General features: G+C 64.9%; 19 protein-coding genes. 11 read left to right on the top strand and 8 right to left on the bottom strand.

Going from position 1 to position 26,436, the window contains the following annotated elements; translation table 11 throughout:
* Positions 1-83 precede the first annotated feature (83 nt).
* A complete protein-coding gene (locus BCY78_RS05600; protein ID WP_068299023.1) occupies positions 84-695 on the bottom strand; it encodes an SH3 domain-containing protein in 612 nt (203 codons plus the stop codon).
* 108 nt (positions 696-803) lie between these two features.
* Positions 804-1,625: an ABC transporter permease gene (locus BCY78_RS05595; RefSeq protein ID WP_068299018.1), complete on the bottom strand. Its 822-nt coding sequence runs from the start codon at positions 1,623-1,625 to the stop codon at positions 804-806.
* A gap of 110 nt (positions 1,626-1,735) precedes the next feature.
* Between BCY78_RS05595 and cysQ the strand changes: the two genes are divergently transcribed.
* The 6 genes from cysQ (at position 1,736) to BCY78_RS05565 (ending at position 8,937) form a co-directional block, all read left to right on the top strand.
* Positions 1,736-2,533 (top strand): 3'(2'),5'-bisphosphate nucleotidase CysQ, encoded by a 798-nt coding sequence (gene cysQ / locus BCY78_RS05590; RefSeq protein WP_068299013.1) that lies wholly within the window; start codon positions 1,736-1,738, stop codon positions 2,531-2,533.
* 195 nt (positions 2,534-2,728) lie between these two features.
* Entirely contained in the window at positions 2,729-3,622 is an 894-nt protein-coding gene (galU, locus tag BCY78_RS05585) for a UTP--glucose-1-phosphate uridylyltransferase GalU (RefSeq protein WP_068299008.1), read from the top strand.
* A gap of 129 nt (positions 3,623-3,751) precedes the next feature.
* Positions 3,752-4,774 carry a glycosyltransferase family 2 protein gene (locus BCY78_RS05580; RefSeq protein WP_068299005.1) on the top strand — a complete coding sequence of 341 codons (1,023 nt, stop codon included), beginning with the start codon at positions 3,752-3,754 and terminating at the stop codon, positions 4,772-4,774.
* 76 nt (positions 4,775-4,850) lie between these two features.
* Positions 4,851-5,861: a glycosyltransferase family 2 protein gene (locus BCY78_RS05575; RefSeq protein ID WP_233499356.1), complete on the top strand. Its 1,011-nt coding sequence runs from the start codon at positions 4,851-4,853 to the stop codon at positions 5,859-5,861.
* The gene (locus BCY78_RS05570) at positions 5,858-7,555 is read left to right on the top strand and encodes a beta-1,6-N-acetylglucosaminyltransferase (RefSeq protein ID WP_068299004.1); all 1,698 of its coding nucleotides are present in this window, start codon (positions 5,858-5,860) and stop codon (positions 7,553-7,555) included. Before BCY78_RS05575 ends, BCY78_RS05570 begins: the two co-directional genes overlap by 4 nt.
* Complete coding sequence (locus tag BCY78_RS05565) at positions 7,555-8,937, top strand: hypothetical protein (protein ID WP_068299003.1); 1,383 nt, start codon at positions 7,555-7,557, stop codon at positions 8,935-8,937. The genes BCY78_RS05570 and BCY78_RS05565 overlap by 1 nt, the downstream gene beginning before the upstream one ends.
* A gap of 299 nt (positions 8,938-9,236) precedes the next feature.
* Here the strand turns inward: BCY78_RS05565 and BCY78_RS05560 are convergent, their stop codons facing one another.
* Complete coding sequence (locus BCY78_RS05560; protein ID WP_068299002.1) at positions 9,237-9,578, bottom strand: DUF2853 family protein; 342 nt, start codon at positions 9,576-9,578, stop codon at positions 9,237-9,239.
* A 114-nt stretch (positions 9,579-9,692) separates the two neighbouring features.
* A complete protein-coding gene (locus tag BCY78_RS05555; protein ID WP_068298998.1) occupies positions 9,693-10,871 on the bottom strand; it encodes a lytic murein transglycosylase in 1,179 nt (392 codons plus the stop codon).
* Positions 10,872-11,112: 241 nt separating this feature from the next.
* Here BCY78_RS05555 and BCY78_RS05550 point away from each other — a divergent pair, with 241 nt between their 5' ends.
* Both BCY78_RS05550 and BCY78_RS05545 read left to right on the top strand, forming a co-directional pair.
* On the top strand, positions 11,113-11,850 hold the full coding sequence (locus BCY78_RS05550; protein ID WP_233499355.1) for an OB-fold-containig protein: 738 nt from the start codon (positions 11,113-11,115) through the stop codon (positions 11,848-11,850).
* A gap of 34 nt (positions 11,851-11,884) precedes the next feature.
* On the top strand, positions 11,885-13,540 hold the full coding sequence (locus BCY78_RS05545; protein ID WP_068298991.1) for a flotillin family protein: 1,656 nt from the start codon (positions 11,885-11,887) through the stop codon (positions 13,538-13,540).
* Between the two features lie 119 nt (positions 13,541-13,659).
* On the opposite strand, the gene BCY78_RS05540 is transcribed toward BCY78_RS05545, so the two are convergent.
* The 4 genes from BCY78_RS05540 to BCY78_RS05525 all read right to left on the bottom strand — a co-directional run bounded on the left by BCY78_RS05540 (position 13,660) and on the right by BCY78_RS05525 (position 17,358).
* The gene (locus BCY78_RS05540) at positions 13,660-14,421 is read right to left on the bottom strand and encodes a Stf0 family sulfotransferase (RefSeq protein ID WP_068299356.1); all 762 of its coding nucleotides are present in this window, start codon (positions 14,419-14,421) and stop codon (positions 13,660-13,662) included.
* A 168-nt stretch (positions 14,422-14,589) separates the two neighbouring features.
* Positions 14,590-15,420 carry an S-formylglutathione hydrolase gene (fghA, locus tag BCY78_RS05535; protein WP_068298989.1) on the bottom strand — a complete coding sequence of 277 codons (831 nt, stop codon included), beginning with the start codon at positions 15,418-15,420 and terminating at the stop codon, positions 14,590-14,592.
* Positions 15,420-16,529: an S-(hydroxymethyl)glutathione dehydrogenase/class III alcohol dehydrogenase gene (locus BCY78_RS05530; protein ID WP_068298986.1), complete on the bottom strand. Its 1,110-nt coding sequence runs from the start codon at positions 16,527-16,529 to the stop codon at positions 15,420-15,422. The genes fghA and BCY78_RS05530 overlap by 1 nt, the downstream gene beginning before the upstream one ends.
* A 64-nt stretch (positions 16,530-16,593) precedes the next feature.
* Positions 16,594-17,358, bottom strand: a complete 765-nt coding sequence (locus tag BCY78_RS05525; protein WP_068298985.1) for a WecB/TagA/CpsF family glycosyltransferase — start codon at positions 17,356-17,358, stop codon at positions 16,594-16,596.
* Positions 17,359-17,554: 196 nt separating this feature from the next.
* Between BCY78_RS05525 and BCY78_RS05520 the strand changes: the two genes are divergently transcribed.
* The 3 genes from BCY78_RS05520 to BCY78_RS05510 all read left to right on the top strand — a co-directional run bounded on the left by BCY78_RS05520 (position 17,555) and on the right by BCY78_RS05510 (position 26,436).
* Positions 17,555-19,081, top strand: coding sequence for a hypothetical protein (locus BCY78_RS05520; protein ID WP_068298983.1), 1,527 nt, complete (start codon positions 17,555-17,557; stop codon positions 19,079-19,081).
* A gap of 90 nt (positions 19,082-19,171) precedes the next feature.
* A complete protein-coding gene (locus BCY78_RS05515) occupies positions 19,172-25,495 on the top strand; it encodes a type I polyketide synthase (RefSeq protein WP_068298981.1) in 6,324 nt (2,107 codons plus the stop codon).
* Positions 25,492-26,436 (top strand): glycosyltransferase family 2 protein, encoded by a 945-nt coding sequence (locus BCY78_RS05510; RefSeq protein WP_068298976.1) that lies wholly within the window; start codon positions 25,492-25,494, stop codon positions 26,434-26,436. Before BCY78_RS05515 ends, BCY78_RS05510 begins: the two co-directional genes overlap by 4 nt.

Below are 26,436 nucleotides of genomic sequence, written 5' to 3'. Positions count from 1 at the left end.
GGGCCGGGCGGCGGCCCGAGGCAAGGCGCACCGCCGATTTTCCCGCGCCAGAGACCGATTTAGTGGCCCAGCATGCAGCAGCTTTAGTGGCCCAGCATGCAGCAGCCGGACAGCCCCTCGGTCTGGCCACGCCAATAGACCTGCCCCTCCAGCCCATAGAGACGGTCGCTCATCCCGTCCGAGCAGATGGCATTGCGCATCACCACCATGCCCGTGCGCGCGCCGGTGAACGGCACCCCCAAGGTATAGGGCCCGCGAGTCGAGGGCAGGGTAGGCGCATCGGTCGTCAGGCTGAAGGCGCCTTCGGCAAGGCTGTCGTAAGACGCCGTATTGCCGGGCAGGTAGAGATGCAGGGTCCAGAAGGGCTCGGTCCCCATGCAGGTCAGGGTTTGCTGGCCGTCGATCCAGCTGTCCGTCCTCTCGGCCTGAAGGTAGCGCATGGAGGACCAGCCGGTCCCCTCATCGGTGCGGACAAGGCCCCAACGGCGATCCTCGGACAGGCCGATCACCTCGACGCCGGTCTGGGTGCGGTCAAAGCGGCCGACGATCTCGGCGCGGGCATTGGGCTCGGCGCGGATGTTCAGCCAATCACCGGGCCGGACATCATGAACACTGAACAGCGCGGGGAAATTCTGCGCGGCGGCCGGGGCGGCCAGCGCGAAAAGGAGAAGGCAAAGGGTAAGGAAGCGGGGCATGAAAGACCTCGGATCTGAAAAAAGGAGGCGGCGAAATGTGGTGCCGATCCTGATCCTAGCACGAATTGCCCCGCTGCGGGCAATCTACACGCAAGCGTCAACCAAAGGTCAGTGCTTGGCGCTCCAGCTGATCGAGGCGCGCTTGCGGGTATAGAACTCGCCCATCAGGCCCAGCAGCAGCAGCGCGAAGGTCACGGCGACCGGGTAAAGGACGCTGGTGTAATGCGGGTTGTAATTGAGGAAGGCAAAGCCGCGCGCCTGATCGATGATGTGGAACAGCGGGTTCCACATGAAATAGGGCAGCATGTAGCCGGGCAGGGAATTGGCGACGAACATCTTGCCCGAGGCAAACATGTTGGTCCGCGAATAGACCTGCGACACAAGGTTCACGGCCTTGGGATTCCAGGGCTTCATCGCCAGAAAGATCGTCCCCACCGCGACACCGGAGAACCACGCCAGCAACAGCATCAGGATGCAGCCCAACAGGTCGTGGAATTCCAGCGGGGTCCAAGCCGCGTGATAAAGGAACAGCACCACGGTCACGGACAGAAGCTGGATATACAGCTCACCAAAGGCGGCGGCGCCGATGGCCACGATGGTATTCATCGGCGCGTGTTTCATCATCGCCGAGGTCGGCCCCTCAGCCCCCACGACCGCGCCCATGGCCTTGACGTGGCACATATAGAGGAACACGCCGGTCATCAGGTACAGCAGGAAATCCCCGCGGATCCCGTTCCCGCCCCAGCCCGCGAACAGGTACATGCCGTAGAACACCGCGACCAGCATCAGGGTCTGCAGGATGTTCATCAGCAGACCCATCATCGCGTTGCCATGCTGCATGCGGACAGAGCGGACGGCAGAATGATAGATCAGCTCGAGCAGGGTGAAGCCCGAGGCAAACCATCCATCCTGGCTACGATTGCTGAGCATTCCTGCAATTCCTTGCCGTTCCGCGCGCCGGAACCTTGCCATCCGGTCGACCCAGAGGATAAGCCCAACGCGCTATCCATTCAACTCGACCTCCTCAAGGAAGTGTTTCAATGACCGACGATTTTCATAGCCTGATCGAAACCGCATTCCGCAAGATCGCCCTGCAAGCCGGCGCGGTGATCATGGAGGTCTATGCCCGCCCCGATTTCGAGGCCCGGTCGAAATCCGACAATTCCCCGGTGACCGAGGCTGACGAAGCCGCCGACGCCGTGATCCGCGCCGAACTGGCCAAGGACTTCCCTGAGATCCCGGTGGTCACCGAAGAACTCTCGGACAGCCATTCGATCAAGGCGGATCGCTTCATCATCGTCGACCCGCTTGATGGCACCAAGGAATTCGTCCAGCGTCGCGGCGATTTCACCGTCAACATCGCGCTGGTGGAAAACGGCGTGCCGATCCGCGGCGTGGTCTATGCCCCCGCCAAGGAGCGCCTGTTCTACACCCGCGCCGATGGCGCCTCGGTCGAGGAGCAGGGCCCGTTCGGTGACGAGGCCGGCGCGCTGACGCCGATCAAGGTCTCGGAACCCGACAACGCGGCGCTGCTGGTCGTGGCCTCGAAATCGCACCGCGACGCGGCGACGGACGAATACATCAACCGCTATGCCGTGAAGGACGCGAAGAGCGCCGGCTCGTCGTTGAAGTTCTGCCTCGTGGCGACGGGCGAGGCCGATTTCTACCCGCGCCTTGGCCGGACGATGGAATGGGACACCGCCGCTGGTCATGCCGTCGTGCTGGGCGCGGGCGGTCAGGTTCTGCGATTCGACGACCATACGCCGCTGGCCTATGGCAAGCCGGGCTATGAGAACCCGTTCTTCCTGGTTCTGTCGCCGGGCGTCACTTTGCGCTGATTTTCCCGTCAGTTCTGAATCGATATCAACCCGGGATTGTGCGCTCGCTGCAATGCGGCGCTGCCCGGGTTAATTTTTCCTGAACTTTTCCACAATCTCGCGGGTTTCGACCACAATCGCGCCCCGTTCAGCTTTCATTAACTTGTTCGTGGACGGGCCGAGCCCCCGTCGAGGATAGCAAGAGTGGAAGTTCCGATGCGCAACAAAGTCACGAAAGCCGTATTCCCCGTCGCCGGCCTGGGCACTCGTTTCCTGCCCGCCACCAAGGCCGTGCCGAAAGAGGTCCTGACCCTCGTTGACCGCCCGCTGATCCAATACGCGATCGACGAGGCGCGCGAGGCCGGCATCACCGAATTCATCTTCGTCACCTCGCGCGGGAAGTCCGCGCTGGAGGATTACTTCGACCGCGCTCCGGAACTGGAGATGTCGCTGAAGTCGAAGAACAAGACCGAACTGCTGGATATCTACAACCAGACCTGCATGGACTCGGGCGCCATCGCCTATGTCCGTCAGAACCAGGCGCTGGGCCTCGGCCACGCTGTCTGGTGCGCCCGTCACCTCATCGGCGACGAGCCCTTCGCGGTGCTGCTGCCCGACGATGTGATCGCCGCGGACAAGCCCTGCCTCAAGCAGATGCTGGAAGCCTATGAGGAAACCGGCGGCAACATGGTCGCGGCGATGGAAGTGCCGGAAGACAAGGCCTCGAGCTATGGGGTGCTGGATGTGCCGACCGGCATGAGCCCGGTCCTGCCGGTCCGCGGCATGGTCGAAAAGCCGAAGCCGGGCACCGCGCCGTCGAACCTCGCGGTGATCGGCCGCTATGTGCTGTCGCCGGACGTGCTGAAATCGCTGGACAATCAGACCACCGGTGCGGGCGGCGAGATCCAGCTGACCGACGCCATCGCCGCGCAGATCGAGGCGAAGAACAACGTCTATGGCTACCGTTTCCAGGGCCAGCGCTTCGATTGCGGCTCGAAGGCCGGGTTCCTGCAGGCGACGATCTCCTTCGGTCTGTCCCGCGCCGATCTGCGCGAGGAGCTGGAGGATTACATCTACGACATGATGGCGATGCGTCAGGCGGCCGAATAAGGCCCCTCGGATTACCGGACGAAACAGGAGGGGGCTTTCAGCCCCCTCTTCGCTTTGCGAATTCACCCCCGAGAGTATTTGCGACAAGATGATGCGCAAAGGGGGCGTTCGGGCAATGAGCAGGGGGCGATGAGCAGGGCGGGCGATCTGTGGCAGGACTATCTGTGGCGCCGGAGACGGCAGCTGCGGCTGGCGCGTGCCCTGCGGAAGCGGCGCGAGCTGGCCTCGGTCGTGGACCGGACCGACCTGATCCGCCCCGGCGATGTGCTGGCCTTCACCACGCTCAGGAACGAGGCGGCGCGGCTGCCCTTCTTTCTGGCGCATTACCGCGCGCTGGGGGTGCGGCATTTCCTTGTCGTGGACAACGACAGCGACGACGGCTCGCGCGAGATCCTCGGTGAGGCGCCGGATGTTTCGCTCTGGCATACGCGGGCGAGCTACCGGGCCTCGCGCTTCGGGGTCGACTGGATGCAGGGGCTGCTCATGCGCTACGGGCGCGGGCATTGGTGCGTCTCGGTCGATGCCGATGAGCTGCTGGTCTATCCGCATCACGATACGCGACCCTTGCCGGCGCTCTGTGATTTTCTCGATGGCGAGGGTGAGGCGAGTTTCGGCGCGCTGATGCTGGACCTCTACCCACAGGGGCCGCTGGATGCGGTGCGTTATACACCCGGGCAGGACCCTACGGCGGTACTGCCGTTTTACGACCGGGCGAACTATACCATCAGCCGCAAGCGCGATCTGGATGCCCTGTGGATTCAGGGTGGGCCGCGCTCGCGGACGTTCTTTGCCGACAGACCCGAGCGGGGACCCACCTTGACCAAGGTGCCGCTGGTGAAATGGCATTGGCGCTATGCTTATGTGAATTCCACCCACACCCTGCTGCCCCGCGCGCTGAACCGGATCTATGACGATCAGGGCGGAGAGAAGTTGTCAGGCGTGCTGCTGCATACCAAGTTCCTGCCCGGCATTGGCGCGAAATCCGCCGAGGAGAAGACACGCCGCCAGCATTTCGGCGAGCCCGGGGCCTTTGACGCCTATTACGACGCGCTCATCGCTGCGCCGGATCTGTGGACCCCGCATTCCACCCAATACCGCGGCTGGCGGCAGCTGGAAGCCGAGGGGCTGATGTCCCGGGGCGGCTGGGGATGAGGTTTTTGCTTTTGAAACCGGGGGGCGACGGGTTACACCCAAAAGAAAAAACCTGTGCAGAGCAGCGAGTGACAGTGTGAGCCTTTTGACCTCTTATCGGCTGCGGTTGATGCGGCGGCGCTGGTTGATCCGCGCGCGCCGGAAGGGGCGTGAGCTGACGCCCTTGGCCGACCGGACGGACCAGATCGGCAACCGCTCGATCCTGCTGTTCTGTACGCTTCGGAACGAGAAGCCCCGGCTTGCCTATTTCCTGAAATATTACCGCGACTTGGGCGTCGAGCATTTCATCTTTGTCGACAATGGCTCGGAGGATGGTTCGGCCGAATATCTCGCCGAGCAGCCCGACACCTCGGTCTTCCGGACCGAGGCCAGCTACAAGGCCTCACGCTTCGGCATGGACTGGATGAATGCCCTGCTGCGCCGATACGCGCAGGACAATTGGGCGCTGACGGTCGATGTGGACGAGTTCTTCCTCTACCCCTTCTGCGACACGCGCCCCCTGCGTGCGTTGACCGATTGGCTGGACGATGCGGGTGTGCGCAGCTTCGGGACGATCCTGCTGGATGTCTATCCGCGCGGGCCGGTCAATCAGCGACCCTGCGTCGAAGGGCAGAACCCGCTGGAGATCGCCAGCTGGTTCGATAGCGCCAATTACGCAATTTCCCGCAACCAGCGCTTCCGCAATCTGTGGATCCAAGGCGGCCCCCGTGCCCGCGCCTTCTTCGCCGATCAGCCCAAGGCTGCGCCCGCGCTGAACAAGATCCCGCTGGTGAAATGGCAGCGCGGCTACGCCTATGTCAGCTCGACCCATATGCTTTTGCCGCGCGGGCTGAACCTGACCTATGACACGATCGGCGGCGAGAAAGCTTCGGGCTGTCTGCTGCATGCGAAGTTCCTCGCGACCCTCGGTGACAAGGCGCAGGAGGAATTGGCGCGCGGCGAGCATTACCGCGAGGGGCGCGAATATGCCGCCTATGCGCGCGGCCTCGATGACACGACGGATCTGTGGACCAAATGGTCCGAGCGCTTCATCAACTGGCGTCAGCTGGAGATCATGGGCCTGATGTCCAAAGGGAATTGGGCATGAGCGCGCGGCTGGGCTTCATCATGCTGGTGCACACGGCCTTGGACCGGGCCGCGCAGGTCGCGCGCTATCTGGCCGAGGCTGGCAGCCCGGTGGTGATCCATGTCGACGCCCGGACCCTGCCGCAGGCGCGCGAGGCTTTGGTTTCGGCGCTGAAGGACCTGCCCGATGTGCGTTTCTGCACCCGCCATCGCTGCGATTGGGGCACGTGGTCGCTGGTTGCGGCGATGCAATCGGCTTCGGAACTGTTGCTGCGCGAGTTTCCGGGCGTCGAGCGGGTCTATGCGCTGTCGGGTGCCTGCCTGCCATTGCGTCCGGTGGCGGAACTGGAGGCCTGGCTCGACCGCCATCCCGACACCGATTTCATCGAATCCGTCAACGTGGGCGATGTAAACTGGACCAAGGGCGGGCTCTCCGAGGAGCGCTTCACGCTGCATTTTCCGGTCGGCTTCAAGCGCAACAAATGGCTCTTCGACCGGCTGGTTGATGCGCAGCGGTTGCTTCACGTGAAACGCTCGATCCCTGACGGGGTGGTCCCGCATATCGGTAGCCAATGGTGGTGCCTGACGCGCGAAACGCTGGAGCGGATCCTTCAAGACCCGCGCCGCGCTCAGTTCGACCGCTATTTCCGCCGCGTCTGGATCCCGGACGAGAGCTATTTCCAGACCCTCGTGCGGCTCCATGCCCGCAAGATCGAGAGCCGCTCGCCGACGCTGGGCAAATTCGACCATCAGGGCAAACCCCATGTCTTCTACGACGACCATTTGCAGCTGCTGCGCCGCTCGGATTGCTTCATGGCGCGCAAGATCTGGCGTGGCTCGGACCGGCTGTATGCGCATTTCCTCGCCCCGCGCGACGGTGCGCCCAGTGCAGCCGAGCCCCAACCCTCACGCATCGACCGCCATTTCGCCCGCGCCACAGAGCAGCGCATCCGGGGGCGCGCCGGGCTGTATATGGCCAGCCGTTTCCCCGGCCTGAACCGTGAGAACGGCAAGACCGCCGAGCCCTATTCCGTCTTCCAAGGTTTCACCGAGGTGTTCCGCGATTTCGAGGGCTGGCTCGGTGCCGTCGCCTCGTGCCGGGTGCACGGGCACCTGTTCGCGCGCAAGAAAGCCGAATTCGCGGGGCGCGAGAAGTTCTTCGCGGGCGGGCTTTCCGACAGCGCCAGCCTGCGCGACTACAACCCGCGCGCCTTCCTGACGAACCTGCTCTGGGCCACGCGCGGCGAGCGGCAGTGCTTCCAATTCGGGCCCGCCGACACGCAGGGCAAGGCCTATGAATTGCTGTGGTTCATGTCGGCCGATTCCAATGCGCAGATCTCGGTCATCACCGGGGCTTGGGCGGTGCCGTTGTACCGCTCCGGTCGCGATGTGGCGCAGATCCGGGCCGAGGCCGCGCGGCTGCAGCGCATCGAATCCGACATGATCGACATCCTGCACTCGCCGCATGTCCGCGCGCGCATCCGCATCTGGACCATGGCCGAGTTCCTCGAAAACCCCGCCGAGGCGCTGCATGCGCTGTTCGACGAGATCGCCCCGCAAAGCCAGTCACGGCTATTGCAAACCCCTGAACTGGTGGATCTTTCCGGCTTCGGCTCGTTCCTGCAGGAGCTGCGCAATCAGGGCATGCAACCCGTGCTGATGGGCGAGTTCCCGACCACGCCCGAGGCCCCCGACCCCTCGCACCGGATGAAGTGATGGCCTTCGATTATTTCGTGATCCTCGCCGAGATGCGCACCGGCTCGAACCTGTTGGAATCGAACCTCAATGCGTTTGAGGGGGTGGAATGCCATGGTGAGCTGTTCAACACGGGCTTCCTGAACACCCCCGGCACCGAAAGCTACAGGGGCGTCACCTTCGCCCAGCGCGAGGCCGATCCCTGGTCCTTGATGATGGCCGTGCGCGCGGGCGGGGCGCGGATGACGGGCTTCCGGCTGTTCCATGACCACGACCGGCGGATCTGGGACCATGTGCTGAAGGACACGGCCTGCGCCAAGGTGGTGCTGACGCGCAATCCCTTGGACAGCTATGTCTCACGCAAGATCGCGGCGGCGACGAACCAGTGGAAGCTGGGCGATGTGAAGAACCGCCGGAAGGAGAAGGTCGCCTTCGACGCGGGCGAGTTCGAAGCGCATCTCGCGCGGCTGCAGGGGATGCAGCTGGAGATCCAGCGCGTGTTGCAGACGACCGGGCAGACCGCCTTCCATATCGGCTATGACGACGCGAATGATCTCGATGTGCTGAACGGGCTGGCACGTTGGCTGGGGCTGCCCGCAAGGCTGGACCGGTTGCCAAGGGCGCTGAAGAAACAGAACCCGGAACCGCTGGAAGAGAAGCTCTCGAACCCCGAGGCCGTGGCGCAGGCCATGACGCGGATCGACCGGTTCGACCTGACCCGCACCCCGAATTTCGAGGTCCGGCGTGGGCCGATGCTGGATGCGGCAAAGGGTGGGGCAAAGACGCCGCTGTTGTTCCTGCCGCTGCGCGGGGCGCCCGAGGCCTCGGTCATCGATTGGATGGCGGCGCTGGATGGCGTGGGGCCCGAGGCCTTGGCCAAGGATTTCGACGAGGGGCGCTTGCATCAATGGCGGCGCGGGCGTGCGGGCCTGCGCAGTTTCGCGGTGCTGCGCCACCCTTTGATCCGCGCGCAATCGGTGTTCTCCCGCCGGGTCCTCTCGGGCGAATTGGAGCCCGTGCGGGAACACATGACACGGCTTTACGGCGTTGATTGGTCAGCAGATCTCGGCAGTGCCGATGCGCAGCGCGAGGTCTTCAAGGCTTTCCTGAAATTCTGCCATGCCTCGATCACCGGGCAGACCGGGCTGCAGCCCTGGCCCGTCTGGGCCACGCAATCGGCCCTGTTGGAGGGCTATGCGAAGGTGCTGACCCCAGACCTTCTGCTGCGCGAAGAGGATCTGGCCGAGGATCTGCCGCGACTGGCCCAGAAGCTGGGTCACGACGTGCCGCCGATTTGGCAGGGCGAGACGGAAGGGTCCGACGCGCTGGTCGATGACGAGACGCGGATGCTCTGCCGGAAAGCCTATGGCCGGGATTACGATGCCTTCGGTTTCGCCGACTGAGCGCCCAACCCGATCAAGACCGATCAGCCGCTTCGGAACTCGCAGCGACATCCTCAGCCGGAACGCATGACAACCGCGGGCGCAGACTGCGCCCCTAGCATTACCGATGTCTGAAATAGCGATGGGGAGTTCCGATCACCCGGAACTCCCCATCTTCCCACGTGCCCTTCGCACCACACGTGAAACCTGGAATATGTCCCGGGCCATCCTGGCCCATAAAGACACCCTGCCAGATTCGTGCAGCGCAGGCAAAAGCTTAGTCCGGGACAATTATTTCAAATGCCCCGGACTGGCAGGCGTCAGGCGTAGACCGCCTCTTTGCCGAAATGCTTGCACAGCATGTAGTAGACAACCGCGCGGTACTTGTTGCGCTCGGATTTTCCGTAGGTCTCGATCACCGCGGCAATCGCCTCATCGAGCGCGGGACCATCCGACAGGCCCAGCTTCTTCACGAGGTATTTCTGCTTAACCGTCTCGATCTCGCCTTCCTGGCTGGAGGCAACGGTCGAGGCATCGGCGTCATAGATCGACGGGCCGCAGCCGATGGTGACCTTGGTCAGCAGGTCCATATCGGGCTCCATGCCGCATTTGTTGCGCAGGTCATCGGCATATTTGGCAATCAGGTCGTCACGGCGTCCCATCGAAACACTCCCTTGGAAGGATCAAAGTAAATTCCTTTGAAACCATAGAGAGACGCCGCGCTTTCCGGCAAGGAGAAAGCGCGGCGCCAAGGTCATTTACGCATGGTCAAGCGGTCAGAGCCGGCGCAGCAGCTCGGGCGTCGGCCAGCCGTCGGCGGGCATGCCCAGCTGGGCCTGCACGTCCTGAACCGCCGCGCGGGTACCGGCACCGAGGATGCCGTCCACCTCGCCCACGTCGAAGCCACGCGCCTGAAGCCGCCGTTGCAGCGCCATCATGCCGTCGCGATCCAGACCGCTGGAGGGGTTGCCGGCGTCATAGACCGGCGCGCCCTCGATCCGGGTGGCGAAATAGGCGGCCGTCACCACATAGGTGAACGACTGGTTCCATTCGAACAGCACGCGGAAATTGTCGAAGATCATGAAGGCCGGGCCGCCGGCGCCCTGCGGCAGGATCACCGAGGCACGCAACCCGCCGGACGGCAGCGAGGTGCCCCGCGCCTGAACACCGAGGCGCGCCCAATCCGACACGCTCATCTGCGTGCGCAGGCCGGTCTGACGCAGGTCTAGGTTCGACGGGATCTGCACCTCGACCAGCCACGGCTCGTTCGGGCGCCAGCCGTGGTGACGCAGCAGGGCCGCGCCGGTCAGCACCGCATCGGGCAAGGAGCCCCGCACGTCGACATGGCCGTTGCCGTCGGCATCAACGCCCAAAGCGAGGATGTCACGCGGCAGCATCTGCACCATGCCGATCTCACCGGCCCAGGCGCCTTGCGTGGTACGCGGGTCCAGATCGCCACGGCGGTAAAGCTCGGCCATGGCAATGATCTGCGGGCGGAACAGCTCGGGGCGGCGGCAATCATGCGCCAGCGTCGCCAGCGCGTCGGCGGTGTTGATGTCGCCCTGCACCTGACCGAAGTCGGTCTCAAAGGCGAGGAAGGCCAGCATCACGCCGGGGTTGATCCCGAACTCTCGTTGCAGGCGCTGGAACAGCTGCGGCTGGCGTTGCAGCAATTGGCGGGCGCGATCCAGACGGTTCTGGCTGATCAGCGCGCGCGAGAAATCAATGAACGGTCGCTGGAAGAAGCCCTGACCGCGGTCCCGGCTGAGAACGGTCTGGCTTTGGCGGACACCGCTGAAGAACTGGTCGGCGACGTTCTGCGGGATGCCGCTCTGCACCGCCTCGTTACGCAGGCCGTTGATGAAGCTGGACCAGTTGCCGCCGCAGGACTGGGCCGAGGCCGCGACCGGAAGCAGGGTGAGGGCGGAAAGCGCCGCCGCGCGAAAAAGACGCATGAAATCTCCTGTCGAATCTGGGCCCAGCCTAGCAGGGAAGGCCCCCGGCGGCCAAGCATGACCGCACCCCGTCCGGCGCAAAGGTGGCGCGGGGCAGGGGGCCGGCAAGGGCGCGCCGTCGTTTCCATGCTGGAATGCGGATGGGCGAATACGAACGGGCCACGCGTCAACTCGCGGTGTTGAGGCTTGCAATCACGCGCCGACGCGCCCAGCTTTCTTACATTCATACCGAGATATTCCCGTGCTCCTTCTTTCTGTACCCTATGTTCCGTTCACCGTGGCGCTGGCGCTCTTGCTGGCGTTTCTGGTGCTGGAGATCGCCGCCCTGATGCTGGGCGGATCTTTGATCGGCGATAGCGACGCCGATCTGGACCTCGACCCCGAGTTCGACGCGTTGGTCGCGGATTTCGACCTTGATGCCGATGCCATGCCCGATGTCGCCGAGCTGATCGACACCAGCGAGACCTTGCAGGGCATCACCGACAGCGCCAGCGGCACCTCCGGCGCGACGCGGGGCGGGATCGCCGGTCTGCTGGGCCTTGGCCGGGCGCCGTTCATGATCTGGCTGGCGACGCTGCTGACCGGTTTCGGCCTCAGCGGTCTGGGCATCCAAAGTCTGGCGGACACGTTGCTGGGCGCGCCCTTGTCCGTGGCCTTTGCCAGCCTTGGCGCGGCGCTGATCGGGCTGGCCGTGACCCGGCATTTCACCGGCCTGTTCGCGCGGCTGCTCCCCTCGATCGAGACGACCGCCACCTCGGCGCAGTTCATGGGCGGGTTGCGCGGCGTGGTCAGCCAAGGCATCGCCCAACGGGGCAGCCCGGCCGAGGTACGGCTGCGCGACCGTCACGGCAATCTGCATTTCCCGCGCTGCGAGCCCTTTGCCGACAGCGATGTCATCGTCGAGGGGACGCCGGTCCTGACCGTCCGGGTCCGCAAAGCGCCGGGCGAATGGGCCCTGCGCATTCTTCCGACCGCCTGATTTTCAACCGCCGTTTCAACACAGGATTTTTCCCATGACCCTCATCAGTTTCGGCATCCTCATCGCCGCCATCCTCGTTTTCATTGTGCTGGTCGGCACGATCCTCGGACGGCTTTACCGACGGGCCACGCGCGAAGTGAGCCTCGTGAAGACCGGTGCCGGCGGCAAGCGCGTCATCATGGATGGCGGCGCCATCGTGATCCCGCTGCTGCACGAGATCAGCCCGGTGAACATGAAGACCCTGCGGCTGGAGGTGAAGCGCATCTCGGACGGCGCGCTGATCACCAAGGACCGCATGCGCGTCGATGTCGGCGTCGAGTTCTACGTCTCGGTGCAGGCCACCGAAGATGGCATCAGCCGCGCCGCGCAGACCTTGGGCGCCCGGACCTTCGACGTGAACCAACTGCGCGAGATGATCGAGGGCAAGCTCATCGATGGTCTGCGCGCCGTGGCCGCGCGGATGACGATGGACGAGCTGCATGAGAACCGCACCTCCTTCGTGCAGGAAGTGCAGAATGCGGTGTCAAACGACCTGCTGAAGAACGGCCTTGAGTTGGAAAGCGTCTCGCTCACCGCGCTGGACCAGACGCCCTTCGAGGCGCTCGACGAGAACAACGCCTTCAACGCGGTCGGGATGCGCAAACTGGCCGAGGTGATCGCGCTGTCGAAGAAGGACCGCGCACAGATCGACGCGGATGCCGAAGTTGCCGTGCGCCGCGCCGCGATGGAGGCCGAGAAGCTGAAGCTGCAGATCGCCCGCGACGAGGAAGAAGCCCGCATCGCCCGCACGCAGGAGATCGAGCTTCTGAAAGCCTCGCAGGAGGCCGAGATCGCCCGGTCCCGCGAAGCCGCCGAGTCCGAGAAGGAGCGCGCGCGCATCAACCGTGAGCAGCAGATCCGCGCCGCCGAGATCGCCCGCGCCCGTGCCATCGAAGAGGCCGAGATCACCAAGGAGCGTGAGATCGAGGTCGCCAATCAGGAACGCCAGATCGTCATCAACGAGAAATCCGAGGCCGAGAGCCGCGCGCGCGCCAGTGCCGACACTGCCCGCGCCGAGGCGATCAAAGCACAGGAAGCGATCGAGACCGCCCGCGCGCTGGCACAGGCCGACCGTGAGAAGGAGATCGCCGTGATCGACGCTCGCCGCGAGGCCGAGCGCGAGGCGACCCGTCTGCGCATCGCCGCCGAGGCCGAGCGCAACGCCGCCGTCGACCGTGCTGCGGCCCGTCGCGAGGAAGCGCAGGCCGAAGCCGATGCGATCTCGATCAAGGCCGAGGCGAAGAAGGCCGACCTTTTGGCCGAGGCCGAGGGTCGTCAGGCGCTGGCCAATTCGGAGAACACGCTCTCCGAGGAGATCATCGCCATGCGCGTCGCGCTCGCCCGTCTGGAAGCCATGCCGCAGATCATCGCGCAAATGGTGAAGCCGGCCGAGAAGATCGAATCCATCCGCATCAACCAGATCTCGGGCCTGTCGCAGGGCGCGGGCGGTTCGGGCGACGGTTCGGGCAAGGCGCCGGTCAACCAAGCCTTCGACGCCATGCTGGGTGCGGCGATGCAATTGCCGGCGATGAAGAAGCTGGGCGAGGAGATCGGCCTCAACTTCGACAACGGCCTCGCTGGTGTGATGGACGACGCGCCCGCACCGACCCGCCCGGCCAATGGCGCGGCACCGGAAGCCTCCGCCGACTAAGAGCTGCTACAAAATGACGAAGGGGGCCCCAGCGGCCCCCTTTTGCATGTCGTGGTGCAACTCTTGGTCGCGCTCCTTGCGGGCATGACGCTATGCGGGAGGTCGTCTTGGCGATCAGATTATTTTGAGTCCAACTCAAAACGATCGCGCCACAGTCGATTGATGCCGTCAGCGAGTTTGGCGGTCGGCGTTGGTATGTCGTGCGCGATTGAGCCATCCACACCGAGTGTATCGAGTATCCGCGCCAACTGTTTTTGTGGCGCACTTGAAAGATCTTCGTACGAGACTTCCAGAGGCGACACCGATTGTTCCTCGAACCAAGACCGCCAGGATGCATCGAAAGCGGTAAATTCCGCTACCTGTGATCTTATTGCGTCGGGATCGTAGCCGTCGTCCCGCTGAGGCTCTAGTCTTTCGAGATCACTTCCATCAGCTCTGCGATGCCATAAACCGGTTTGTTCCGCACGAATGTACGAGATCGCTTGATCCAGCTTGTCTTTTCGCGACAGAAAAATGAAAAGCGTCGGACCGAAAGCAGCTTCGATGCGCTCTACGTCCGAAGCGCAATCGGAATACAGAAATTTTAGCTGTTCCATGAAAAAGGCGAAGCTGCCGCGCTGAAGCCTTACTCCACAGATGTCGGATTGGCCCTTCCCAAGCATCTTTGCTGCTCGGAAAATGCCATTCAACATATCGCGTCTCGTCGCAAAATCAGCCGCTTCAAGATCGTAATAATCCAGCCAGGCATCAATCGACGGTTCGTGAAAATGAGAGTCGGGCTTCCCGGCAACTTTGGCCCCCGCGAGCAGTTCGCAAAGCATGGTGCTGCCGCTGCGCGGCGATGTGCAGATGAAATATGATTGGTAGGGCTGATTTGACATGATGTCCCGTCGAGAATGCTGCCAATTCCTGATAGCGGAATTTTGTAACTGTAGCAGGATCAAGGGCTCTGGGCTCGGAGCGGACATTGCGCTCAGGGCCATGGGCTCCATTCGCACCACCAAATGCAAAGGGGGCCCGACGGCCCCCCTTTTTCCAAGCGCTTAGGCTCAGGCCAGATGCTTGGCGTGCCAGTCCAGATGCTCGGTCATGAAGCTGGAGATGAAGTAATACGAGTGGTCGTAACCCTCGTGCACCGCCAGATCCAAGGGCTGACCCGCCGCCTTGCAAGCCGCTTCCAGCTTGCCCGGCATCAACTGGTTCTCAAGGAAGCCATCGGCCCCGCCTTGGTCCACCTTCATCGCCGCGACCTTCGCCCCGCCCTCGATCAGGCGGCAGGCGTCGTACTCGGCCCAAGCGTCCTGATCTGGGCCGAGGTACTGGCCCAGCGCCTTCTGGCCCCAGGGACAATCCGTCGGCGCAACGATCGGCGCGAAGGCCGAGACCGACTTGAACCGATCCGCATTGCGCAGCCCGATGGTCAGCGCACCATGGCCACCCATCGAGTGGCCCATGATCGCCTGCCGGTCCATGTCCATCGGGAAATGCTGGCGCAGAAGCGTCGGCAGTTCCGTCTCGACATAGGAGCGCATGCGGTAGTTCGCGGTATAGGGCGCGCGCGTGGCATCGACGTAGAACCCGGCACCGAGGCCGAAATCATAGGCCCCCTCGGGGTCATCCGGCACACCCTCGCCGCGCGGCGAGGTATCGGGCGCGACAAAGATCAGGCCGTGCTTCGCGCAGGCCGCGCGGAACTCGCCCTTTTCCGTCACATTGGCCCAGGTGCAGGTCAGGCCCGACAGGTACCAGACGACGGGCTTCGGCCCGTCGCCATCGGGCAGGAAGATCGAGAACTCCATCGGCGTTCCCGTCTCGGCGCTGTCATGGCGCCAGACTTCCTGCCATCCGCCGTGGCTGCGCCAGCGGTTGATCCGCTCCATCAGAACACCACGACCGAGCGGATCGACTTGCCTTCGTGCATCAGGTCGAAGCCCTTGTTGATCTCGTCCAGCGTCAGGACGTGGGTGATCATCGGGTCGATCTCGATCTTGCCGTTCATGTACCAGTCGACGATCTTCGGCACGTCCGTCCGCCCACGCGCGCCACCGAAGGCCGAGCCCTGCCAGACACGGCCGGTGACCAGCTGGAACGGACGGGTCGAGATTTCCTTACCGGCCTCGGCCACGCCGATCACGGTCGAGACGCCCCAGCCGCGGTGGCAGGCTTCCAGCGCCTGACGCATCACGTTGGTGTTGCCGGTGCAGTCGAAGGTGTAATCCGCGCCGCCGTCGGTCAGCTCGACCAGCTTGGCAACGATATCGCCGTCGATCTTCGTCGGGTTCACGAAGTCGGTCATGCCGAACATCCGGCCCCACTGGGCCTTGTCGTCATTGATGTCGACGCCGATGATCTTGTCCGCACCGACCATGCGCGCGGCTTGCAGCACGTTCAGGCCGATCCCGCCAAGGCCGAAGACCACGACGTTCGAGCCCGGTGTCACCTTGGCCGAGTTGATCACCGCGCCGACGCCCGTGGTCACGCCACAGCCGATGTAGCAGGCCTTGTCGAAGGGGGCGTCCTCGCGGATTTTCGCCAAGGCGATTTCCGGCAGGACGGTGAAGTTCGAGAAGGTCGAGCAGCCCATGTAATGGTAGACCGGCGCGCCCTTGTAGCTGAAGCGCGTGGTGCCATCGGGCATCAGGCCCTTGCCCTGCGTGGCGCGGATCGCGGTGCAGAGGTTGGTCTTGCCCGAGAGGCAGCTTTTGCACTGGCGGCATTCCGGGGTGTAGAGCGGGATCACATGGTCGCCCGGCTTCACCGAAGTCACGCCGGCGCCGACCTCGCGCACGATGCCCGCGCCTTCATGGCCGAGGATCGACGGGAAGATGCCCTCGCTGTCGAAGCCGTCGAGCGTGTAGGCGTCGGTATGGCAGATGCCGGTGGCGATGATCTCGACCAGCACTTCGCCAGCCTTCGGACCTTCGAGGTCCAGTTCCACGATCTCGAGCGGTTTTTTCGCCTCAAAGGCGACGGCGGCACGGGTCTTCATGGAATCCTCCGGAATTGAAAATTGCTTGGCGGCACCATGCCCTTGCAAGGGTGCCGTTGCAATCTCAATCCCGACCGATAACGGCCCTCTGACGCCATGCCTGCACCGCCTGACCGGGCAGGATCAGCGCGCAATCCAGATAGCGTTTCGCCAGCCGTTTGGGGTTCGACAGCATGCGCCACAGCCATTCCATGGCGATCTTGCGCACCCATTCCGGGGCCCGCTGTTGACGCCCGGCAAGGAAATCCAGCCCTGCCCCGATGGAGGCGAACCCCACCGCCGGCGTGACCTGACGGCCCAGCGCCGCGAATTGCTCCTGCTTCGGGGCGCCCAGCGCGATGAAGCACAGCCGCGCGCCCGAGGCCTCGATCTGCTGCAGGATCTCCTGCGCGGCGAGGCCGGTGGCATCAAAACCCATCGGCGGGGCGATCCGACACGCGATTTCCAACCCCGGCACCTGAGCCTGAAGCGCAGCGGCCGCTTCGGCCAACGCCTGATCCGTCGAGCCCATCAGCGCGACCGAGATCCCCTCGCGCGCGGCAAGGCTGGCCAAGGGCAGCACCATATCCGAGCCGGGCACCAGCGACACCGGACGGCGCGCCAGTTTCGACAGCCAGACGATTGGGTTGCCGTCGGCACAGACCAGATCCTGCGCCGCATAGGTCGCCCGGAACGCCGGATCGCGCGCCAGCTTCACCAGATGGTCCAGGTTGATCGTCGCCAAGGCAAAGCCTCGACCGTCGCGAAACCGCGTCTTCACCTCGCCCAGCAGGCTGGCTGCGTTCGGCATATTCACCGCGATCTGGTGCGGCGGAAAGGAAAACTCCATGAATCCCCCATAGTCTGGTCGCAATTGGCCTTCAGGTTTTTCCGGGCGGTGCAGACAGCGCCGGCGCCGGTGGCTATACTGAAAACCCTGTATTCCACCGATCCGCCGCGAAAGCCCCGCCAGAGGGTGAAGGTTCGGAGCAGTTTGAGCGGGCAATGATGACACGGGCAAGGCCGCAATCCGACGCGAGCGCGGCATGATCAATATAGGCAATATTTTCGCGCTGCTGGCTTTGCTGAGCTGGCCGTTGATCAGCATCATGATGTTCCGCTCGATGCCGCTGGCCCGGGCGCTGATCTGGTCGATCCTTGGCGCCTATATGTTCCTGCCGCAGCTCAGCGCCATCAACTTCCCGCTGATCCCGCCCCTGAACAAAGAGAGCATCCCCAACCTCACCGCCTTCGCGATCTGCATGTCGACCTGGGGCCGGTTGCCCAGCGTCCTGCCGCGCGCCTGGGTCGGGCGGGGGCTGGTGGTGATGTTCATCCTCAGCCCGGTGATCACCGTGGTCACCAACCTCGAGCCCATCCAGTTCGGCGTCGACCGCTTCGGCTCGATGACCTTGGTCGACCCCAACGACCTGACCCTCTGGGGCCTGCCGGGCCTGCGCATCTACGACAGCGCCTCGGCACTGGTGCAGCAGGTGTTCTTCATGTTGCCGTTCTTTCTGGCCCGCGAGGCCCTCGGCACCCGCGACGGCATGCGCGAGATCCTTCTGGCGCTGGTCATCGCCGGCGGCATCTATGCCCTGCCAATGCTGTATGAGGTCCGCTTCTCGCCGCAGCTTCACACAAGAATCTACGGCTTCTTCCAGCACGACTTCATTCAGGCCATCCGGCAAGGCGGCTTCCGGCCCTTCGTCTTCATGCCCCATGGCCTGTGGGTCGCCTTCTTCGCCGTCATGGTCACCCTTGCCGCCGCCGCTCGCACGCGGATCGGCACGCCTGACCAATGGGGCAAGCGGATGCTCTATGTCGGCTTCGGCTTCGGGCTGGTGATCATCTGCAAGTCGATGGGCCCGCTGATGTACGCGCTGGCCTTCGTGCCCTTCGTTCTGCTGTTCAAGCCCCGACTGCACGTTCTGGCCGCGACGGTTCTGGTCACGCTGGTTATCGCCTATCCTCTCTTGCGCGGCGCCGGCTGGGTGCCGACCGACTGGCTGCTTGCCCAGGTCGAGGAGATGAGCCCCGACCGCGCCCAATCCCTTGGCTTCCGCTTCGGCAACGAGGACAGCATCCTCGCCCATGTCGCCGACAAACCCCTGTTCGGCTGGGGCGGCTGGGGGCGCTTCATGGTCTATGACGCCGCCACCGGGCAGACGCAGACCATTGTTGACGGCCAATGGATCATCACCATCGGGCAGTTCGGCTGGCTGGGCTATATCGCCCTGTTCGGCCTGATGGCCTTGCCGATCTACGCGCTGGCGTATCAGGCCCGTCGCCGCCATGCCGCCGCCATCCCGATCGAGGTCAGCGTTCTGGTGTTGATCCTGGCGATCAACATGGTCGACATGCTGCCCAACGCTACGCTGATCCCCTTCACCTGGCTGATTGCCGGGGCGCTTCTGGGCTATGCCGAGGAGATGAAACGCGCCACCGATGCCGCCCAGCGCGCCGCCTTCCAGCAAAGCCATGCCGGCGTGATGCTGGGCACGGATCTGGAGCATGCGCGGGATCGCCGCCGGGGTGCTCCGGTTCCCGCAAGACGCCGGACCCTGCTATGACGCGCCCCCTTTCAGCCCGACAACCGCGCCACTCTCGCCTCAAACTGAGCCGATTGTCTCAAGCAAAGTTCGTTAATTCGTAGGAATCCCATGTCGTCCGAGATCTCTGAAACCGACATCGCCATCGTCGGCATGGCCGCCCATCTGCCGGGTGCGCCCTCCATTTCGGCCTATTGGGAGATGCTGCGCGGTGGCCTGCGCGCGATCCGGCGCCTGTCCGAGGACGAGCTTCTGGCCGCGGGCGAAGATCCCGCCGTGATGCGCCTGCCGAATTACGTCCCCTTCGCCGCGCCCCTGGAGAAATTCGCCGAGTTCGATGCCGAGTTCTTCGGCTTTTCGCCCAAGGAGGCCGCGATCCTCGACCCGCAGCACCGCCAGTTTCTGGAGGTGGCGTGGGAAGCGATGGAGAACGCTGGCGCCGTGCCGGAGAAGGTCAAAGGCAATATCGGTGTCTATGCCGGCTGCGGGCAGGGCAGCTATTACTGGGTCAATATCTGCTCGAACCGGGATCTGGTGCGCGATGTCGGCCATTTCCTTCTGCGCCATACCGGCAACGACAAGGATTTCCTCTCGACCCGCGTGAGCCATATCTTCGACCTGCGCGGCCCTTCGGTGAACGTGCAGACCGCCTGCTCCACCTCGCTGGTCGCCGTGCATTACGCCGCGCAGGCGCTTTTGTCGGGCGAATGCGACATGGCGCTGGCCGGGGGCGTGACCATCGAGCTGCCGCAGCACCACGGCTATCTCTACAAGGAAAACGAGATCCTCAGCCCGGACGGCGAATGCCACGCCTTCGACCATCGCGCGCAGGGGACGGTGTTCGGCTCCGGCGCCGGTTGCGTGGTGCTGAAGCGGCTGACGGATGCCATCGCGGATGGCGATCATATCTGGGCGGTGCTCAAGGGCTCGGCCATCAACAACGACGGCGCGCAGAAGGCGGGCTATCTCGCCCCCTCGGTCGAGGGGCAGGCGCGGTGCGTGGCCGAGGCGCAGGCCTTGGCCGACGTGCCGGCCGAGACCGTCGATTACATCGAATGCCACGGCACCGGCACCTATCTGGGCGACCCGATCGAGGTCGCCGCGATGACCCAGGCCTTCCGCGAGACGACCGACGCCAACCAGTTCTGCCGCATCGGCTCGGTGAAGACGAACATCGGCCATCTCGATACCGCCGCCGGGGTCGCCTCGCTGATCAAGGTGGCTTTGTCCCTGCACAACCGGGAAATGCCGCCGTCGCTGGGGTTCGAGGCCCCGAACCCGACGATTGATTTCGAGACCTCGCCCTTCGCCGTCAACGCCGCCCTGACCCCGTGGGAAAACCGCGGCCATCCGCGCCGCGCCGGGATCAACTCGCTCGGCGTCGGCGGGACCAATGCCCACGCGATCCTGCAGGAAGCCCCCCAGCGCGCGGCGTCCGAGGAAAGCGACTGGCCGTTCCAGCTGTTCCCGCTCTCGGCCCGGTCGAAAGCCGCGCTTGATGGCCAATCGAAGACCCTCGCCGCCCATCTGCGCGCGAACCCGGATCTGGATCTGGCCGATATCAGCTGGACCCTGACCGAGGGTCGCCGCGCCTTCGACAAGCGCCGCGTCGTCGTGGCCGAAACCGCCGAGGAAGCCGCCGCGCTGCTGGAAAGCGACAACCCGCGCCGCGTCTTCACTCATACCGCGCTCGACAATCCGGACGTGGTGTTCCTGTTCCCCGGCGGCGGCGCGCAATATGCCGGCATGGCCCGCGACCTCTATGAGACCGAGCCTGTCTTCGCCGAATGGATGGACAAGGGTCTCGCGATCCTCGAGCCCCGCTTGGATTACGACCTCCGCGCGCTCTGGCTGCCCGAACCCGGTGCTGAAGCCGCCGCGGATGAGGCGCTGAAGAAGCCCTCGATCCAGCTGCCGCTGATCATGATCACCGAATACGCGCTGGCGCAGATGCTGATGGCCTGGGGCGTGCAGCCGTCCGCCTTGGTCGGTCATTCCATGGGCGAGAACACCGCCGCCTGTCTGGCCGGCGTCATGTCCTTCGAGGATTGCATCGGCCTCGTCCATCTGCGCGGCCGGCTGTTCGACACGGTCCCCGCCGGCGGGATGCTGTCGGTGCCGATGTCGCTGGAGGCGCTGACCCCGCATCTGGGCGATCTCGACATCGCCTCGGTCAACGCGCCGGAGCTCACCGTCGTCAGCGGCCCGGATGCCGGGCTGCTTGATCTGGCGCAACAGCTTTCGGCGCAGGGGATCGAGACCCAGCGCATCGCCATCGACATCGCCGCGCATAGCCGGATGTTGGAGCCGATCCTCGCCCAGTTCCGCGCCTATCTCGCCTCGATCCCGCTGCAGGCGCCCCGACTGCCGATCATCTCGAACCGCTCGGGCCAGCCGCTGACGGATGCCGAGGCCACCAGCCCCGACTATTGGACCCAGCACCTGCGCGGCACGGTGATGTTCGCCGAATGCGTCTCTAACCTTGCCGAAAAGCCCAATCGCATCTGGATCGAGGTGGGCCCGGGCAAGGCCCTCTCGTCCCTCACCCGGATGCATGGCGCGGTCCCCGGCCAGCAGGTCCTCGCGGTCCTGCGCCATCCTGAGGAAGACATCGCCGACGACGTCTACCACATGGGTCTTCTGGGCCGGATCTGGGCGCTAGGCGGCACATTCGACTGGTCGCAGATCTGGGGCGAAGCGCGCCGGGTGAAGCTGCCGCTGCCGACCTATGCCTTCGACCGCCGCGAATATTTCATCGCCCCCGCCAAGCCCGTGGCGGAGACGCAACCCGCGCTGCCCGCAAGGATCGAGGACGTCGCCGACATGGGCACCCGCCTCGCCTTCGTCGCCCGTTCGGCCGAGCTGGATTTCGACGTCGAGACCGAACTCGATCAGGCGAGCCCCGAGACCTGGCTCATCTTCGCGGATCAGGACGGCATCGCCGCCCCGGTCGTGGCCAACCTGAAGGCCGCCGGGCAGAAGGTGATCGAGGTCGCCTCGGGTGACACTTTCCGCCGTCGCGGGGACAGCGCCTATACCCTGCCCACCGAACGGGGCCGCGAGGGGTATGATCAGCTCATTCAGGACCTCGTGCATCGCGGCACGGTGCCCACGCGGATCGCGCATTTCTGGCTCGCCTCGGGCGAGGAGCATTTCCGCCCCGGCTCCAGCGCGTTTCAGGCGCATGTTGAGCAGGGCTTCTATTCGCTGCTGTTCCTCGGTCAGGCCATCGCCTCGGAAGGGCTGGCTGGCCCGATCCACATGACCGTGGTGACGGCGGGCGCGGCACAGGTCCGCGACGAGGCCCTGCGCTGGCCGGAAAAGGCCCTGATCGCCGGTCCCGCCCGCGTCATGCCGCATGAGATGGCGGGCATCACGGTCTCGACGCTGGATCTGGAGCCGCGCAGCCGCAAGAAAGGCGCGGGCGATCTGACCCTGCCGCTGCTGGAAGAACTCCTCGCGGTGCCGGCGAACACCGCGGCCGCCCTGCGGAACGGCAAACGCTATGAGCAGAAACTCCGTCCGCAGCCGCTGACCGCCCAGCCCGATCTGCCGCAGGGCGCGGCCTGGGTCATCACCGGCGGCTTCGGCGGGATCGGTCAATCCGTGGCCGAGGCGCTGATCCAACGCTCGGGCGCGAAGATCGTGCTGATCGCCCGGACCGAGCTGCCGCCGCGCGCCGACTGGCCCCGCGCCAAGGAGACCGGCCACCCCGCTTTGCGCCGGATTCTGCAGGTGGAGAGACTGGAATCACTCGGCGCCGAGGTCATGGTCGTCCCCGCCGATGTCTGCAACATCGACGAAATGCGCGCGGCGCTGGAGGCGGCCAAGGCCCGGTTCGGCAAGATCCACGGCGTGATCCACGCCGCCGGCGCCATCGACGACGCACCTCTGGCCGCGAAATCTGTCGGCAGCGTGGAAAGCGTCTTCGCCCCAAAGGTCCACGGCACCCGCGTACTGGACGCGCTGCTGCCGGATGGCGCGGTGGAGCGGATCGTCGTCTTCTCCTCGACCTCGACGCTGACCGCGCCGGCGGGGCAGGTCGATTACGTCGCCGCCAACGAATACCTCAACGCCTGGGCCAAGGCGCGGTCGGGCAAGACCAAGGTGACCGCCATCGACTGGGGCATCTGGGCCGAAGTCGGCATGGCCGCCGACGCCATGGCGACGCGCCTCGGCAGCGGCCCCGCAATGCCGGAAACCCCCGCCGCGCAACCCCTGCTGGACACAGCCGGCTTTGACGGCGCGATGAACCGCCGCTTCCGGGCCGAATATTCGACCGACATGTGGTTGCTCGATGAGCACCGCACCAAGGACGGTCGCGCTTTGGTGCCCGGCACCGGCATGTTGGAGATCGCCGCGCAATCCCTGCACGGTCAGGGCGAGGTCGAGCCTTTCGAGATCGCCGATCTGACTTTCTTCCGCGCGCTGGAGATCGACGCGCCGCGCCGCGTTCAGGTCACGCTGACCCGCAACGACGCGGGGTATGATTTCGCTCTGCGATCCGAGGTGACGCTGCGCGGTCGCAAAGGCATGGCGCTGAATGCGCAGGCGCAGGTGAACATGGGCGCGCTGCCCACGCCCGCCGCGCTGGACGTGGCCGGGATCGAAGCGCGCTGTCAAACCGGCGTGCGCGAGGATACGAGTGGCATCGCCACCGGGCAGGAGACCCATCTCAACTTCGGCCCCCGCTGGCGCGTGTTGAACCGCGTGGCCTATGGCTCGGGCGAGGGGATCGCGCGGCTGTCGCTGCCGCAGGCGTTCCATGCCGATCTGGATCAGGGCTATGTCCTGCACCCCGCACTGATGGATCTCGCGACCGGCTGGGCGATGGAGCTGATCCCCGGTTATCAGGGCCGCGCGTTGTGGATTCCGGTCAATTATGGCAGTGTTGGGGTCTATTTTGCCCTCCCGGCCGCCATCGTCAGCCATGTCCGCATCGCGCCGGCGGAGCCCGGTTTCGCCAGTTTCGACATCACCCTCGCCACGCCGGATGGGAAGGTCTGCGCCGAGATCCGTCGCTTCACCATCAAGCGGCTCCACACAGGCTTCGGCGCCCCCGCGCCCCTGCTGCCCTCGGAAGTCGAGTTCGAGGATAATGCCGAAACCCGTGCATTGAACCCCGGCGAGGCGCGTCTCGCGCGCAACCTCGCGCAGGGTCTGACCGCCGCCGAGGGGGCCGAGGGCTTCCTGCGCGCACTGGCGACGGACCGGGCTCAGGTGGTGATTTCGTCTCTAACGCTGCCGGAATTGATCGCCGAGGCCGCACAGCCCTTGGAGACCGAGGCCACCGAGGGCCAGAAATTCGAGCGTCCCAATCTCGACAGCGACTATGTCGCGCCGCGCAATGACGTAGAGCGGATGCTGGTGGCGATGTGGGAGGAATTGCTGGGCGTGCAAGGCGTCGGCGTCGAGGACAGCTTCTTCGACCTCGGAGGCCATTCGCTGATCGCCGTGCGCCTGTTTGCGCGGGTAAAGAAGACCTGGGCCGTCGATTTCCCGATCTCGGTCCTGTTCGAGGCTCCCACCGTCGAAAAGATCGCCGCCCGCGTCGCCGAGATTGCCGGGATCAGCGAGACGGGCGATGCGCCCGCCGTCGCCGCACCCGTGAAGCGCTACGAATTCCTCGTGCCGATGCATGAGGGAGAGGGCGGGCCGAAGACGCCGTTCTTCCTCGTCGCCGGGATGTTCGGCAACGTCTTGAACCTGCGCCATCTTGCGCAGCTGCTGGGCAAGGACCGCCCGTTCTATGGCTTGCAGGCGCGCGGGCTCCTCGGCGGGGCCGAGCCGCATCGCCGGCTGGACGAGGCCGCGCGGGATTATCTGGCCGAGGTCCGTCAGGTGCAGCCGACCGGCCCCTATCTGCTGGGCGGTTTCTCGGGCGGCGGTCTGACTGCATTGGAGATGGCGAAACAGCTGCGCGCGGCGGGCGAGGAGGTGCAGCTGCTGACGCTGCTCGACACGCCGCTGCCGGAACGCCCGTGGCTCAGCCGCGCCGACAAGGCCGCGATCAAGCTCTTGGAATTCAAGCGCAAGGGTCCGGCCTATCTCGGTGAATGGTTGGCCGACCGGAAGCGCTGGAAGGACGAAGTCGCGCGCATGGCCGAGGAGGCCGAGGCCGAAGCGGGTAGCGGTTTCCACAACCGCGCCATCGAATCCGCCTTCCGCGATGCTTTGCCCTTCGTCGCGCTGGAGGCCTATGACGCGCCGGTCGCGCTGTTCCGCCCGCCCCTGGACAAGCATTGGAAGGTGACTGGCGGCCGTTGGGTCAGCCGCGCGAAGGAATATGTCTACGACGACAACGACTGGTCGCGCTTCATGCCCAAACTCTCGGTCCATGAAGTGCCGGGCGACCACGATTCCATGGTGCTGGAGCCCAATGTGCGCGTGATGGCCGCCAAGCTGAAAACCCTCATCGCGGAGGTGGAGGCATGAAAACCGTCCTCACCGTCATCCTCAACTGGCGCACCGCCGAGATGACCCTGCGCGCCGCACAATCGGCAATCACGGCGATGGAGGGAATCCCCGGCGCGATCACCATTGTCGACAATGACAGCCAGGACGGCAGCTTCGAGGCCATGGCCGAGGCCGCCGCCGATTGGCCCCGCGTGCGGGTGATCCAGTCCGGCCACAATGGCGGCTTCGGTGCGGGCAACAATGTCGGCATCCGCGCCGGGCTGCCGGACGGGACGAAGCCCGATTACGTCTTCATCCTGAACTCGGACGCCTTTCCGGAGCCCGAGGCAATCCGGGCGCTGGTTAATCACCTCAACCGCCATCCCGAGGTCGGTTTCGCCGGCAGCGCCATCCGCGGCGAGGACGACATCCCCCATGTCACCGCCTTCCGTTTCCCCTCGATTGCCAGCGAATTCGAGGGCTCGGCCAAGACCGGCCCGGTCTCGAAGCTGCTGAAGCACGCCATCGTCGCGCCGCCGCTGCCGTCCCGCACCGCGCGGGTCGACTGGCTGGCGGGCGCTGCCGTGCTGATGCGGCAGGAGATGCTGGATCGCATCGGCCTGTTTGATGAGACCTTCTTTCTGTATTTCGAGGAAACCGACCTGTTCCTGCGCGGCGCGCGCGCGGGCTATGCCGCCGATTACGTGACCGAAAGCCGGGTCGTACATATCGGCTCGGTCAGCACGGGGATGAAGGCCTGGCGCCGGGTGCCGGACTACTGGTTCCAGTCGCGCCGCCATTATTTCGAGAAGAACCACGGCCGGCTTTATGCGCTGGCCGCCACCGGGGCGCATCTGGCGGGGCTGGGGCTTTATGGCCTCCGCGTCATTTTGCAGCGGAAGCAACCGCATACCCCGCCACATTTTGCCCGCGATCTTCTGAAACACAGTCTTGGAACGCGCCACACCCAGGAGAGTTAG

Source organism: Pararhodobacter sp. CCB-MM2, assembly GCF_001691415.1.
In the GTDB taxonomy this organism is placed as follows: domain Bacteria; phylum Pseudomonadota; class Alphaproteobacteria; order Rhodobacterales; family Rhodobacteraceae; genus Pararhodobacter.
The sequence above is the reverse complement of the archived record's forward strand: the minus strand, read 5'-3'. Positions and strand labels throughout refer to the sequence as shown.

Excerpts from the sequence above, each read along its gene's own strand:
- BCY78_RS05600 (WP_068299023.1), bottom strand. The coding sequence starts at position 695 with ATGCCCCGCTTCCTTACCCTTTGCCTTCTCCTTTTCGCGCTGGCCGCC.
- BCY78_RS05595 (WP_068299018.1), bottom strand. The coding sequence starts at position 1,625 with ATGCTCAGCAATCGTAGCCAGGATGGATGGTTTGCCTCGGGCTTCACC.
- cysQ (WP_068299013.1), top strand. The coding sequence starts at position 1,736 with ATGACCGACGATTTTCATAGCCTGATCGAAACCGCATTCCGCAAGATC.
- galU (WP_068299008.1), top strand. The coding sequence starts at position 2,729 with ATGCGCAACAAAGTCACGAAAGCCGTATTCCCCGTCGCCGGCCTGGGC.
- BCY78_RS05580 (WP_068299005.1), top strand. The coding sequence starts at position 3,752 with ATGAGCAGGGCGGGCGATCTGTGGCAGGACTATCTGTGGCGCCGGAGA.
- BCY78_RS05570 (WP_068299004.1), top strand. The coding sequence starts at position 5,858 with ATGAGCGCGCGGCTGGGCTTCATCATGCTGGTGCACACGGCCTTGGAC.
- BCY78_RS05565 (WP_068299003.1), top strand. The coding sequence starts at position 7,555 with ATGGCCTTCGATTATTTCGTGATCCTCGCCGAGATGCGCACCGGCTCG.
- BCY78_RS05560 (WP_068299002.1), bottom strand. The coding sequence starts at position 9,578 with ATGGGACGCCGTGACGACCTGATTGCCAAATATGCCGATGACCTGCGC.
- BCY78_RS05555 (WP_068298998.1), bottom strand. The coding sequence starts at position 10,871 with ATGCGTCTTTTTCGCGCGGCGGCGCTTTCCGCCCTCACCCTGCTTCCG.
- BCY78_RS05545 (WP_068298991.1), top strand. The coding sequence starts at position 11,885 with ATGACCCTCATCAGTTTCGGCATCCTCATCGCCGCCATCCTCGTTTTC.
- BCY78_RS05540 (WP_068299356.1), bottom strand. The coding sequence starts at position 14,421 with ATGTCAAATCAGCCCTACCAATCATATTTCATCTGCACATCGCCGCGC.
- fghA (WP_068298989.1), bottom strand. The coding sequence starts at position 15,420 with ATGGAGCGGATCAACCGCTGGCGCAGCCACGGCGGATGGCAGGAAGTC.
- BCY78_RS05530 (WP_068298986.1), bottom strand. The coding sequence starts at position 16,529 with ATGAAGACCCGTGCCGCCGTCGCCTTTGAGGCGAAAAAACCGCTCGAG.
- BCY78_RS05525 (WP_068298985.1), bottom strand. The coding sequence starts at position 17,358 with ATGGAGTTTTCCTTTCCGCCGCACCAGATCGCGGTGAATATGCCGAAC.
- BCY78_RS05520 (WP_068298983.1), top strand. The coding sequence starts at position 17,555 with ATGATCAATATAGGCAATATTTTCGCGCTGCTGGCTTTGCTGAGCTGG.
- BCY78_RS05515 (WP_068298981.1), top strand. The coding sequence starts at position 19,172 with ATGTCGTCCGAGATCTCTGAAACCGACATCGCCATCGTCGGCATGGCC.
- BCY78_RS05510 (WP_068298976.1), top strand. The coding sequence starts at position 25,492 with ATGAAAACCGTCCTCACCGTCATCCTCAACTGGCGCACCGCCGAGATG.